Annotated in this window: 13 protein-coding genes and 1 pseudogene; 5 read left to right on the top strand and 9 right to left on the bottom strand. The window is 37.6% G+C overall.

Features of this window, described 5'->3' with window-relative positions:
• Positions 1-97: 97 nt before the first annotated feature.
• The 3 genes from LQZ75_RS01125 (at position 98) to LQZ75_RS01115 (ending at position 1,772) form a co-directional block, all read left to right on the top strand.
• A complete protein-coding gene (locus tag LQZ75_RS01125) occupies positions 98-445 on the top strand; it encodes a helix-turn-helix domain-containing protein (protein ID WP_230096003.1) in 348 nt (115 codons plus the stop codon).
• Positions 445-846 (top strand): ImmA/IrrE family metallo-endopeptidase, encoded by a 402-nt coding sequence (locus LQZ75_RS01120; protein ID WP_230096002.1) that lies wholly within the window; start codon positions 445-447, stop codon positions 844-846. The genes LQZ75_RS01125 and LQZ75_RS01120 overlap by 1 nt, the downstream gene beginning before the upstream one ends.
• Positions 847-1,010: 164 nt before the next feature.
• Positions 1,011-1,772, top strand: coding sequence for a DUF4393 domain-containing protein (locus LQZ75_RS01115; protein WP_230096001.1), 762 nt, complete (start codon positions 1,011-1,013; stop codon positions 1,770-1,772).
• Here the strand turns inward: LQZ75_RS01115 and LQZ75_RS01110 are convergent.
• Positions 1,742-1,951, bottom strand: a complete 210-nt coding sequence (locus LQZ75_RS01110) for a hypothetical protein (protein WP_230096000.1) — start codon at positions 1,949-1,951, stop codon at positions 1,742-1,744. The two genes, LQZ75_RS01115 and LQZ75_RS01110, sit on opposite strands and share 31 nt — an antisense overlap.
• Positions 1,952-2,140: 189 nt before the next feature.
• Between LQZ75_RS01110 and LQZ75_RS01105 the strand changes: the two genes are divergently transcribed.
• Entirely contained in the window at positions 2,141-3,184 is a 1,044-nt protein-coding gene (locus tag LQZ75_RS01105; protein ID WP_230095999.1) for a tyrosine-type recombinase/integrase, read from the top strand.
• Positions 3,185-3,259: 75 nt separating this feature from the next.
• Here LQZ75_RS01105 and LQZ75_RS01100 read toward each other — a convergent pair whose 3' ends face one another.
• From LQZ75_RS01100 to spxB, 4 genes and pseudogenes are all read right to left on the bottom strand, one after another.
• Positions 3,260-3,454 (bottom strand): hypothetical protein, encoded by a 195-nt coding sequence (locus LQZ75_RS01100; RefSeq protein ID WP_230095998.1) that lies wholly within the window; start codon positions 3,452-3,454, stop codon positions 3,260-3,262.
• A gap of 225 nt (positions 3,455-3,679) precedes the next feature.
• Positions 3,680-5,173 (bottom strand): FGGY-family carbohydrate kinase, encoded by a 1,494-nt coding sequence (locus LQZ75_RS01095; protein WP_230095997.1) that lies wholly within the window; start codon positions 5,171-5,173, stop codon positions 3,680-3,682.
• 3 nt (positions 5,174-5,176) lie between these two features.
• Positions 5,177-6,520, bottom strand: a complete 1,344-nt coding sequence (locus LQZ75_RS01090; protein ID WP_230095996.1) for a sugar MFS transporter — start codon at positions 6,518-6,520, stop codon at positions 5,177-5,179.
• A 196-nt stretch (positions 6,521-6,716) separates the two neighbouring features.
• Positions 6,717-8,537: pseudogene (spxB, locus tag LQZ75_RS01085) on the bottom strand (pyruvate oxidase).
• Positions 8,538-9,395: 858 nt separating this feature from the next.
• On the opposite strand from spxB, the gene LQZ75_RS01080 reads away from it, so the two are divergent.
• Positions 9,396-9,839 carry a GNAT family N-acetyltransferase gene (locus LQZ75_RS01080; RefSeq protein ID WP_230095995.1) on the top strand — a complete coding sequence of 148 codons (444 nt, stop codon included), beginning with the start codon at positions 9,396-9,398 and terminating at the stop codon, positions 9,837-9,839.
• A 132-nt stretch (positions 9,840-9,971) separates the two neighbouring features.
• Here the strand turns inward: LQZ75_RS01080 and LQZ75_RS01075 are convergent, their stop codons facing one another.
• From LQZ75_RS01075 to LQZ75_RS01060, 4 genes are all read right to left on the bottom strand, one after another.
• Positions 9,972-10,148 (bottom strand): hypothetical protein, encoded by a 177-nt coding sequence (locus LQZ75_RS01075; protein ID WP_230095994.1) that lies wholly within the window; start codon positions 10,146-10,148, stop codon positions 9,972-9,974.
• Between the two features lie 128 nt (positions 10,149-10,276).
• Positions 10,277-10,588: a hypothetical protein gene (locus LQZ75_RS01070; protein ID WP_230095993.1), complete on the bottom strand. Its 312-nt coding sequence runs from the start codon at positions 10,586-10,588 to the stop codon at positions 10,277-10,279.
• Between the two features lie 44 nt (positions 10,589-10,632).
• Positions 10,633-11,898: a hypothetical protein gene (locus tag LQZ75_RS01065; protein WP_230095992.1), complete on the bottom strand. Its 1,266-nt coding sequence runs from the start codon at positions 11,896-11,898 to the stop codon at positions 10,633-10,635.
• The gene (locus tag LQZ75_RS01060; protein ID WP_290368217.1) at positions 11,876-12,376 is read right to left on the bottom strand and encodes an ATP-binding cassette domain-containing protein; all 501 of its coding nucleotides are present in this window, start codon (positions 12,374-12,376) and stop codon (positions 11,876-11,878) included. Before LQZ75_RS01060 ends, LQZ75_RS01065 begins: the two co-directional genes overlap by 23 nt.
• Between the last annotated feature and the right edge of the window lie 49 nt (positions 12,377-12,425).

The following is a 12,425-nucleotide window of genomic DNA, read 5'->3' as shown; positions in this document are numbered from 1 at the left end:
ACTTGATGTATTTATTATTACACAAGGTGTTATTTATCGCAAGTTTTTTGTGTGTTTTTGTGTAAAATATTTCATCAACATATGAAAAGGTGTTGATATGACAACGTTTGAAAGAATTAAAAGTACTGCAAAATCACGTGGTATGAATTTAAAACAAGTAGCTTTAGCTTCTGGAATGAGTGAAAACGCAATTTACAGATATAATCAAGGTGTCGACCCTAGCGGTCCAGCTATAAAAGCAATAGCAGACACATTAAATGTGTCTCCAAACTATTTACTAGGTCAATCAGAGGAACCGCATGTATATGAAAATAAACCTATAAACCTAGATGATTCTGACCTACTGTTGGCATTCGATGGTAAAGAAATAGATGAAGAAGATAAACAAGCTATCATAGGCTTTTTAAAATTCAGAAGGGCTCAAAAGCGTAACGAGGGCAAATAATGGACAAATTCAAACCTATCATTATTGATGAGCTTCTTAATATCGCTACCAAAAACAACATTTATGTTCATAAGATGGATATGAAAGTCACTACCCCTGATGTATCAAGTCCTAATGACGCTACCATTATTATGAATACTAATTTTCAAACTAATACCACTTACTCTTACAGGCTTGCTCACGAGATTAGTCACATTCTATATGGTGACCATGACGCCCAAGCTGTCTATCAATTCAGCGAGTACGGCAAACGTGGTGAAGAGCTGCTAGCTCATCGAAATGCTATTAACATGCTCATGACTATCGAAATGCCTCGTAATCCTCTTTTATTTATGGATTACTATAGAGTTCCTAGCTGGTTGGAGTCTGACGTCGTAAGGATATTCGAATCTTTACGCTAATAAAAAAAGCCCACGAACTCAACTACGTTAAGTTCATGGACATGTTCGCTATTCCTGATCGCATGGAATATGTGGTTAAGGAAGAAATTGAAACGTACTACACTGCTGGTCACTCAAATGACCGCTGATATTTAAAATGTTTATTTAAGGAGAATGATAGAACTATGGATATGAATGATATTGAACCAATTATTGCTGCTCTTCCAACTTCAGTTGTTGAAGCTACTCTATTAGCTCCTGCACAAGCTATTGGTAATGGATTGAAAGACATAATTGAAATTGTTTTTTCTCCAATAAAAAAAGCAAATTTATATGTTGATGGAAAACTGAAGAAATTCGAAAATAAAATAAAAGAAGAAGTAGAAAAAATACCTGTGGATAGACTTGATGATTCTAAAAATGGATTAGTTTTAAAGGCATTAGAAGATTCAAGATATTCCATTAATGAAGATATCATGCAAACGCTTTTCGCAAAATTAATTGCTGCATCAGTAGATAAATCAAAAAACCAAAAAATAACACCAAATTTTTCAGAAATACTGAAAAAATTATCACCAGACGATGCTTATGTCTTACTAAGTTTAAAATCGCAAACCCTTTGGCCAATCGTAGGTTTTGAATATCAAACCGAATCCGGAGCTTCAAACAAAATTTTAAAAAATCATATTATTTGGTCAGATAATACCTTTCAGGATTTAAATAATATAATTCCTGTATTGAAATCTTTCGGGCTTATAAACGTCGACTATGAAAATTGGCTATCATCAGACATTTATTTACAAAAGTATGACTTAATTTCATCTGAAAAACTTTATATGGATTATAAAAACGCTATGCCAAAAGAATATACCATCATCACCCCCTCTAAAGGATATTTAGAAGTTACCGAATATGGTCACCTTTTTTTATCAATTGTTTCACCATAACTTGCATAGAGCTTATTAACTATTGGATTATTATCTTTGGCAAAACCTTCAATTACAGATAATTTAGCAATTCTATACATTCTATCTTCTTGTTTTTTTAGTTGGTATGCCATGATATGTGACATAACAAAAATGCTGATTGCTACACTTATCAAAATTATCAATAAAGTACCTAACATGATTATCCTCCTGATAATTATCTATTCACCGTTAGTAAATCATAAATACAACAAAAAAGCCACTGCTCATCTTTGGACGGACTGCAGCAGCTTTTATTAATACCCCTACTACAGGGCCTTATGTTTAAAATTATAGCATATGTAAGCCCCTTATTTAAGTATCACTACTATATTAGGAGGCTTTTTATTATGGCAAGTTTTGAAAAACGTGGCAAAAAATGGCGTGCAGTCGTTTCAGTGATGGAAGCTGGTGCACGTAAAAAAGTAAGTAAGACCTTTAACTTAAAACGTGAAGCTGAGGCATGGGCCACTGAAATGGAGTCTGATCGCAATAATGGTGTTATCCTTGTCGAATCAGATATGCTATTGGCGGATTACTTCCAAAAATGGTATGAACAGTACCGTAAACCAGACATCCGAAATTCTACCGCCAATACTTATCATACACAGGTATATCGTTTGAAAAAGTACTTTGGTGATGTTCGGTTAAATAATATGAGCTCTACCCTACTTCAGGAGCGACTCGATGAATTCGCTAAAGATGTGTCTTATTCAGGAGTTTCAACTCTCCTTACACGTTTGAAATCTGCTCTAAACGATGCTATTTTAGACGGATATATTCGTAACAATGTATGGAGCCGCTTGAAAAATCGTGCTAAAGTTTCAGATAAGAAATTAAAGTTCATGTCTGCAACTGACTTTAAACGATTGCAAAAATATCTCTATGAGCATCTTGATGATGATGAACGAAACTTAATGATCCTTACTGCGCTAGAAACTGGTGCACGTCAAGGAGAGGTTCTTGCACTCTCACCAACTGATATTAAAGATGATACTCTGTCTATCACTAAATCATTTTCACCGTATAATATGGAAGTAACTTTACCCAAAACACCTGAATCCGTTAGAACTATAACAATCTCTCATAGATTACAAAACGTGTTACTTGAGCATTCATATAGTGATCAGCAAATATTTAGATATTGCAGAAACAGTTATATCAGTTTTCAACTTAGAAAAGTACTGAAAGAACTAGAAATACCCAACGTTTCTTTTCATGCATTAAGACACTCTCACGTTTCATTTTTACTATATAACGACGTTGCTCTCGAGTATGTATCAAAACGTATTGGACATAAAAACCCAAAAATAACATTAGAAATTTATGCCCATTTACTAAAGGAACGAGAACTCAACGAAAGTGAAAAGACTATTGAATTATTAAGCGAATAATTTCATGTCCCCAAATGTCCACAAACACATATACACGTTGCTTATAAATCCTTTTATACCAACGTTCAAAGTCACTTATCTTAATAGAAATAAATTCGTCACAAATTTACCATCCATGATGTCAATATGATAACCATCAATACCGGCTCGTTCTAACTCTGTAATATCTCGTGCTAGGTTTGCTAAATTTCCACACATTAATGATGCTGCTAGTTCATACATAATTGTGTCCCCCATTGATTGAATGTGAAATGAACTATTTCTTACCATTCGCATAGCTCAATTGAAGTAATTTGCAATCCTTAACCCTCTAAACACCTCACATTATATCGGTTACACCACGGATGTCAAACTCATAGCCTACCTGCGTGTGGGTGGTAAAAATGATTATGCCAACCGGTGGTTAGATGTGCTGTGGAACTAGAAACCCCTGACTGAATATTAAAAATTCAGTCAGGGGTTTTTAGTTTATGTTCTTATCTGCTCTAAGCTTAATTAGTTTGTTTGATTTTCATGGTAAAAGTCTTGAACATGCTTATATGCACTTTGATAACGTGCAAAATATTGATTGTACGCCACATGTCGTTGGTCGTTAGGTTCAACTTCCGCATCAATTTGAATCCAATTATCAATATCTTTGGGATCAATTGCACCGATACCAATACCAGCAAGGATTGCACTACCAAGATTAGCTTCACCACCACCCTTAGTTGTTAATACGGTTTTGCCGGTTACATCAGCAATCATCTGAACCATTTTGGGCGAACCACTAACACCCCCGACTAAGGTCAGTTCATCACCTACTTCAACGCCAAACTGCTCAATACTTTGGCGAACTGCAAACGCAATCGCTTCTTGAAAAGCATTATATATTTCGATACGTGTTGTATTCATTGAGATTCCTAAAATTGTCCCTCGAACATCTGAATCCCAGATTGGGCTACGTTCTCCCATAAAGTAAGGTAAGACGGTAATTCCGTTACTACCTGCCGGAACATCGGCACTATTTACATCAAGTTCCTGAGTACCATTACCAAGTTCAGCAGCAAATTCACGGACAAACCAAGCAATAATAGCTCCGGCTGTATTAGCTCCAGCAAAATTATAATAATATTCACGTGGCTTGTAGACATATGGCCAAATAATCAAACCATTATCACGTTGTGGTGTAGATGTAATAACAGCCGCATTCATCGACGTACCAATTGCGATGGTTACTTTTCCCGGCTTAAGGACACCTGTTCCAACCGTTGCAGGTCCCACATCAACACCTGTATTAAATACGGGTAAGTTTATTGGTAAGGTCAACTTTTCTGCCCATTCAGCTGTTAAATGACCAGCTGGAGTTGTGCTATCGATAAACTTTTGCGGTAATTTAGTAATATCTAAGCCTAATTTATTAGCTAATGACTGTGACCAAGCATGCTTATTAATATCATAGATGCCGGCTAAATTACCAGCCGCTGCATAATTAATGCTTACTTCACCCGTTAATCGTTGAATAACATATGATTCTGGTGGTAAAAATTGAGCTGTTTGTTGATACAACTTTGGTTCATTATCGCGGAGCCACATTAGCTTGGTAAAACCATAATATGGATCAACTAAATTAGCAGTTGTTGCCATCAATTCAGCATTTGATACCAAAGTCTTAACTAATTCGGTTTCCTTTGTTGCTCGCCGGTCCATCCAAATTAAGGTTGGTCCAATAACTTTACCGGCTACATCAACAGGGATACCTGCTCCACCATATAAGCCATCAATTCCTAACGCAATAATATCTTCAGCGTTAATATCGCTTGTCAACTCCTCAATTACTTTGGTAACTGCCGCAAACCAATCTTCAGCGTTTGCTTGGGCCCAACTGGCATGTGGTGTCTCTAACGGATAGCTTTGTTTGGCTTGCTTGATGACTCTACCCTTAGTTGTTACAAGCATCCCTTTTGTACTCGAGGTTCCAATATCAATCCCTAAAATGTATTGTGTCATGGTTTACTCCTTATCTGCATCATTATTAACTGGATGTTTGATATACCGATATGCAAAGAGTGCAATTGCACCAAATGTTAGTAGATGAACACCAAATGAAACTGACATTGAGCCTGTCACATCAGCAACCCATCCTTGAACTAATGGCCAAAAAGCACCACCAATAACCATCATAACAATCATTGCTCCGGCCGTTTCTGTTTGTGCCGGATCCTTAATGAAGCCAAGTGTTTCTGTGAAAATCGTAGCAAATCCAGGACCCATTAAACCAGAAACTAAAATTGCCACGTAGACACCATTAAAGGAACGATCAATTAACATATATGCAATTGCAAACATACCTAAAACGGCATACCAGAATAATACCTTTAAATGTGCAAATTTCCGCATTAAGTTATCCGCAATTAAGCGTCCAATAAAGAATGCAATGTAACTATAAATCGCAAAATCTGATGCAACACGTTCATTCAAATTAGAATTTAAATCTAGTGCTAAACGAATCGTAAATGACCAAACAGAAACTTGCAATCCCACGTACATAAATTCGGTAAATAAACCATACACAAAGTTTTTATTTTTAAGTAAACTGACAACTGTTTGTCCTAAATTTTCTTTTTTGGTAGCTATCAATTTTTTCGCCTTACTCTTTGGAAATTGCACAACCATGAAAATGATAATCATAACTAGTAATACCATAATCATATAACGATATGGTAAGAGCGTTTTACGTAATGCTTGTTCTCCAAATGTTATTTTGGCCTGACCAGACAATCCCTTTAGTTGCTCACTCAAATTAACCCCATTACCAAAAATCAAATACTTACCTAATAAAATACCCGCAATTGATCCAGCTGGCAAAAAGGTTTGTGAGATATTCAATCGTAATGTTTTTAAATGTTTTGGTCCAAGTAATGAAGAAAATGTATCGGCCGATGTTTCAATTAAACTAAGCCCCGTTGCCAAAACAAATAACGCAAATAAGAAAAAGCCATACGTGGCAGCTGCAGACGCTGGGAAAAACAACGCACTCCCAATCAGATATAAACTCAACCCAACAATGATGGTAAATTTGTAAGATGTTCGTTTAATAAGATATGAAGCGGGAATTGCCATAATAAAATATCCTAAAAAGAACGCACTTTGAACATATGCAGACGCCAGATTACTTAAATCAAAAATCGTTTTGAATTGTGTAATCAAAATATCATTTAAACTTGCTGCTGCCCCCCACATTGGAAACAACAGTGAAACTAAGACAAATTGTAATACTGGAGTTTGATCAAGATAACCACTATCAAGCTCGTGCCCCTTAAATTTGATAAAGCCAAATTCACGTTTATGATTCATGAAATAAATCCTCCTATAAAATGAAAGCGCTACCAAATTATTTATATCACTTTTTAATTTTTATGTCCAATTATTTTATACATTAATAACTATCGTCTAAATGATTACATTTCTATCGTCAATTTTACCCACAAAAAAAGCAGACTAAATTAAATTTAGTCTGCTTTTAGCGCTTAACGAGTAGGCGTCTAAATTATTAGAAGCTGTACTTGTTGTCGCTTGTTTCTTTAATGTAGTTTGAAGTAAGACCTTCTGCTTCAAGGAATTCACGGAATGGTACTAATTCTTGTGCTTCGTACTTTTCCTTGTATTCCTTAACGATGTCTTCACTGTACAAGTTAGTGTCAAGCTTCAAAGTTTCAACTGGGATTGGACGATCCTTAGTGATCTTAGCGTCAACAACAACAACACGACCTTGGTTGTAGTATTCAACGGCTTGCTTCATCACGCTGTCAATGTCTTCGATACGGCTAACAGTTAAACCAACGGCTCCTTGAGCTTCACCGATCTTAGCATAGTCAACATCAGTAAAGTCAACCCCGAAGTTGTAAGTGTTAGTGTCTTCGTACTTGTTCTTAATGAAACCGTACTCAGTGTTAGTGAAGACCACGTTAATAACTGGTAAGTCATAACGCACGTTTGTCACAACGTCTGGGTAAGTCATTGAGAAGGCACCATCACCCATCAAGTTCCAAACTTGACGATCTGCGTAAGTCTTCTTAGCAGCAATACCACCTGGTAAAGCGATACCCATTGTAGCAAACAATGGAGAAGTACGCCATAAGTTCTTAGGTGTCATGTGCAAGTGACGGATTGACATTTGAGTAACGTTACCAACGTCAGTAGAGAAGATTGCGTCTTCTGCAGCGTACTTGTTAATGGCGTTGTAAACTTGGTAAGCTTGAAGATCACCTTCAGTCTTGTTTTCAAGTTTGTTCATGTAATCGCGCCAGTTTTGCACGTTCTTAACGTTAGCAGTCCACCAAGCTGATTCTTCAACTGGTGATACTTTAGCAAGGATTGCGTCAATTGCTTGACCAGCATCCCCAAGGATAGCAACGTCAGTTTGGTGACGCTTACCTAACATAGCTGGGTTGTTGTCGATTTGGATGAACTTGTCAACGTTACGGAAAGTACCTTCAACTTCAGAGAATGGGAAGTTAGTACCAACGAACAAGACAGCATCGGCTTCAAGAACAGCTTCGTTGGCAGGCTTCCAACCAACACGGAAAGTTGAACCAGTGAAGGCTTCAAAGTCCCATTCGAAAGTTTCAAAGTTCTTACCAGTAGTGATGATAGGTGCTTTGATCTTACGAGCCAATTCTTGAACGGCTGGACCGTGACCCATAGTACCAATACCAGTGTAGATGATTGGACGCTTAGCTTGGTTCAACAATGCAACAGCTTCATCGATGTCAGCTTCGTCAACTGGAGCTGATTTGTAGTTCTTGAACTTTTCACCTGATGAGTAAAGTGGTGTTGAGTAAAGTGATTCTGCATCAAGTTCAGCAAAACCAAAGTCAGCAGGGATTTCAAGAACGGCAACCCCGCGCTTAGCGATGGCAGTACGGATAGCGTCATCAACTAAGTGTGGTAATTGTTCAGCAGTAGCAACACGACGGTTGTAAACTGCGATGTTGTCGTACATTGGGTTTTGGTTCAATTCTTGGAATGAGTCCATGTTCAATTCACGAACTGGCTTTGAACCCAAGATTGCCAATACTGGAATGTTATCCATTGCAGCATCGTATAAACCATTGATTAAGTGAGTTGCACCAGGTCCACCTGAACCAACAGTAACCCCTAATTTACCACCAAATTTCCATTGCATAACGGCAGCCATGGCACCAATTTCTTCGTGCTTAACTTGTAAGAATTAGATGTTGTTTTCTGGGTTACCCATCGCATTCATCAAACCACTTAAAGTACCTGATGGAATACCGTAGATGGTGTGAACACCCCAGCCTTCCATAACTTTTAAGGCTGCTAATCCAGCCGAAATCTTCTTTTCTGACATATTATGTGTCTCCTATTTTTAAAATGTAACCGTTTTCAAGTATAATATACTCACCAAAAAATAGCAATGAATGCACCTTTTTTAAAAACGTTAATTATATTTTTATAATTTAAGTGCAATATTGCTGCATTCCTATGATTTGGCTGGTCACATTAATCCTATTATTTTTAAAGAATATAAGTTAATTATAAATTAAGTCATAACATTTGACAACATATTATCTAATAATAGTTAGTTAAGCTAATTATTATTAAAATCGCAGCTAGTTAAAATAATAATTCACGAGTTTGTGCATTGTTGCACTAATTTTCGCTATACTTATGATTATTGCTTTATCAGCCATATCAACTTCACGGGTGTGATCCATCACCCTAATCTGAAACACCTATATTATCACCAATGATATTAAATTATGTTTGAATAATAAAAAAATGATATATAATGCTTAATATGCTAACTTATTAACAATCAATTAAAGGAGGCCCTTACTGATGAGTCTTTTCCAAAAAATCTTAGCTACCATCCTTGTGATTTTAGCAGAAATTACGTCGACTTATTTTAACTTAGATTACGTCAGCACCATTCTATCCGTGCTCACCTTATTGGTAATCTTCATGCCTGTGAAAGACAAAGAAAATCGTTAAAGTATTAAAGATAAGCATGCTGTCCCTGTCATTACGATAGGCGTATCACCATCGTAATGATTCAGCAAATACGTCAAGCTGTCCTGAAGATTTACTCGTCTAACATTAGCTTGACGTATTTTTGTAATTAATCAAATAAATATCACAGTAATCTTGCGTTTTCACGCTTCATATCTTACGATTGTTGAAAATAACAATGAAAGGCGGTAGCTTAATGCTAAATCAACACATTGCAATGCGTACTGAATATTCATTAATTTTAACCATCTGGGAGCAATCTGTCGCAGCTACGCATACCTTTTTGCATCCTGCTGATTTTGCATTTTACAAAGACCTCCTCCCTACTTTTCTAGATCACGTTGAATTACGGCTGTGGTCAATTGGTGGCCAACCGATTGGCTTTAGCGGTACTAATGGAGATGAATTAGTGATGCTATTTCTGGATCCTACCAAAATTGGGGCTGGTTATGGCCATCAGATTTTAACGTGGTTAATTGCCAATCAGCAGATCACTAAAGTTGACGTGAATGAACAGAATCAACGAGCGCAAGCTTTCTATTTAAAACACGGCTTCCAAATTATTGGCCGCAGTCAACGGGATGATTTTGATAAACCTTATCCGATTTTACATTTAGCGACGCGTGACCAACGTGTGTAAATTGCACTAAATATGCTATTCATACTTAAAATTTTCGATAGATCACCTAATTATATAACTGTCCGAATTGTTTAGCTGCTTTACTATCAAACGACCAATTGTACTTCATAGACCTAATTTAACCTTGATTTCTTACGCTGAAACATATTCGCGATTTTCCGAATTAATCACTTTCATCGCGTCCGCATAGTCTTCGTCATCTTGCCGTGCTGTTTCGATTAAATCAGTAACTCCCGTCCCTTTAGAAGCGGCGAACTCTTTAGCCCAAGCCATTGTATCGTCTGATAAGCTTACCGTCATTGCACGCATGCTTATTCTCCGCCTATGTTTACGACACATGTAGTGTAACACGCTACTATATTTGTAATAAATTGAAGTCATTCATACGTTCACCACAAAAAAGTGCCTACCTCACTGATTGAGGTAGGCACTTCTATTTATTTGTATTGTTGAATGCGTTTATAATTGTACTTTCCGTGTGAAATCTTTTTAAACGTGGCCACATCAATATCTGGTTGAGCTTCGGCAAAGAGTAGTTCGCCATCGCCTTTAAACCCTTGTAGCAAAACTTCGTCGTTGTTTTTAGTCACATAGAACCGATTAGTTAAGTTTCCGGAACCAAAGTAACTAACTTCATCCGTTAAACCATACGTTAAAAAGCCCAATAACGTCGTCTTCTTTTGGGCGATGACCCCAATCACAACTTCATTTTCCGCCATTAATTTTTCAGTAATAAAATTTTGTTTCATTATTCTCACTCTTTCTTCAAGTTATTTAATGTTTAAAACGATACTTAAGACCAACTTACCGCCAAGGTGCGCTGACTGAGCGCCCGCTTTAAGCTAAGCCAGGTTACCCCAATTAACACTACGGCCGTCACTAGGCTTGGTAGATAGAACTGCTTGACAAAGACTAACGCCACTCCCAGGAATACATACATGCCAAATTGGGCGATAGTCAGCCAAATTTTGGTGCGCCGCGCGGTTACGACCATATAGAGGTAGTCCGCTAACATCAATCCAAATGAAACGAGGATAAACAAGGTGTAGTTTTTGAAACTAACATCTTGTAGCACCAACGCTCCAAGGCCGCCCAAGATGCTAAAAATCAGCCACGCACCAATACTAAATTTCAATTTTTGGCAGTGGACTTTTTCGATATCCGCTACTAATAACTGATTGTTCCAAAACACGGTATCGGCCGTGGTCAGGACATAGGCTTTATGCTGGTCCTTTTTAATGAAGAAACTGTTAAGGCCCCGATAGATTACAACCACAAAAATCAGATAATAACTCACGGCCCCGCGCGTTGCAAACAAAATCATGAACAAGCCAAGATTGACCAAGGAACTAAAAAACGCCGGATACATGAAGATCACATCACGAAATAAAAACAAATCGACTTTTTTGACCAGTCGTAATTGATCTTCAAAGCGGTCAGTAAAGTTATTATCCCAACTACGCGCGCGAAATGAGAGTCCATAGATAATCATGGCATACCCTAGATACCCGCTTATCAAGACCAACCAAGCTAATGGAGTGAGGCCTTTGATCGTCAAAAATGTGAAGCCAATCAAAAAACCGGTTTTAATGACCAAGGCGCCCGTTGCTATGCCAACTCGATTGAAAAATACTAAGTGCTCACTGGGCGATAACAGAAAATGCATGCAATAAGCCAAACCTAGCACGCCCGCATATGCCGGAGCTTGGTAGCTTAAAAATAGCTCCAAGCCGATAAAAACGAGACTGTTAGCAATAAACGCATCTCGAAAATAGCGTTGCACAATATAAAAGCTGTCAAAGGCTACCGTGTGGGCCGCAAACCCCAGCATGTTTAAATCAAGTTCGTTTAAAAATTTTTTGGTTGCTAACGCGATCATCGTGCCACTGAGATATAAATACAGCAAAACGATAAAGTCAAAGATGGCATGGTTTTCAAGGAATAACACCGCCAACATCGCAACCAATAAAATGGCAATGATCGTTTGTTTTAGCACTGTCTTGAGTGCGAGATGACGGCAAGTCAGGCGGATGAATTTACCCATGAACTGATAGCTCATTTAGGGTCCCCCCTTCCATGACATAGACTTGTTCAACACTTTGCTGTAAGTATGCTAAATCATGGCTGACAATGACTAACTCCTTGTTGAGGCTTGGTAAAATCTCCAGTAGTGCTTGATTACTAGCCGCATCAATCGCTTCAAACGGCTCATCGATTAGGAGTAATTCACATCGGGAGGCAAAGGCAATCAATAACGCAATTTTCTTATTTGTGCCTTTGGACAAGTTGCGAATCTTTTTAGAAAAAAACTGATCAACCTGCAACTTGGTCGCTAATTCATACAGGGTGTCGGCGTTAAAAGATGCCAAGCTAGTCAGCATGTCAAAAAATTCAGCAACAGTGAAGGCGCCGTATTTTTCTAAATCATAATCTACTAAAAAGGTTGATGGCGAACAATTAATCGTCCCCGTGTATTTTTGCCGTCCCGCGATTAGATTCAGCAACGTCGTTTTACCAATCCCATTGCTACCAATAATGCCAATCCGTTGATAGGGAATTTTTTTAGTTAAGTTCTTAAAAATGGTG

The sequence above is a fragment of the Periweissella fabaria genome (assembly GCF_918814575.1).
Taxonomy (GTDB): Bacteria; Bacillota; Bacilli; order Lactobacillales; family Lactobacillaceae; genus Periweissella; species Periweissella fabaria.
This window is presented reverse-complemented; position numbering and strand designations above follow the sequence as displayed.

What these genes read in the sequence shown, in the direction of transcription:
- LQZ75_RS01105 (WP_230095999.1), top strand. Translation starts at nt 2,141, where the DNA reads ATGGCAAGTTTTGAAAAACGTGGCAAAAAATGGCGTGCAGTCGTTTCA.
- LQZ75_RS01095 (WP_230095997.1), bottom strand. Translation starts at nt 5,173, where the DNA reads ATGACACAATACATTTTAGGGATTGATATTGGAACCTCGAGTACAAAA.
- LQZ75_RS01090 (WP_230095996.1), bottom strand. Translation starts at nt 6,520, where the DNA reads ATGAATCATAAACGTGAATTTGGCTTTATCAAATTTAAGGGGCACGAG.
- LQZ75_RS01100 (WP_230095998.1), bottom strand. Translation starts at nt 3,454, where the DNA reads ATGGTAAGAAATAGTTCATTTCACATTCAATCAATGGGGGACACAATT.
- LQZ75_RS01110 (WP_230096000.1), bottom strand. Translation starts at nt 1,951, where the DNA reads ATGTTAGGTACTTTATTGATAATTTTGATAAGTGTAGCAATCAGCATT.
- LQZ75_RS01115 (WP_230096001.1), top strand. Translation starts at nt 1,011, where the DNA reads ATGGATATGAATGATATTGAACCAATTATTGCTGCTCTTCCAACTTCA.
- LQZ75_RS01075 (WP_230095994.1), bottom strand. Translation starts at nt 10,148, where the DNA reads ATGCGTGCAATGACGGTAAGCTTATCAGACGATACAATGGCTTGGGCT.
- LQZ75_RS01065 (WP_230095992.1), bottom strand. Translation starts at nt 11,898, where the DNA reads ATGAGCTATCAGTTCATGGGTAAATTCATCCGCCTGACTTGCCGTCAT.
- LQZ75_RS01125 (WP_230096003.1), top strand. Translation starts at nt 98, where the DNA reads ATGACAACGTTTGAAAGAATTAAAAGTACTGCAAAATCACGTGGTATG.
- LQZ75_RS01080 (WP_230095995.1), top strand. Translation starts at nt 9,396, where the DNA reads ATGCTAAATCAACACATTGCAATGCGTACTGAATATTCATTAATTTTA.
- LQZ75_RS01070 (WP_230095993.1), bottom strand. Translation starts at nt 10,588, where the DNA reads ATGAAACAAAATTTTATTACTGAAAAATTAATGGCGGAAAATGAAGTT.
- LQZ75_RS01120 (WP_230096002.1), top strand. Translation starts at nt 445, where the DNA reads ATGGACAAATTCAAACCTATCATTATTGATGAGCTTCTTAATATCGCT.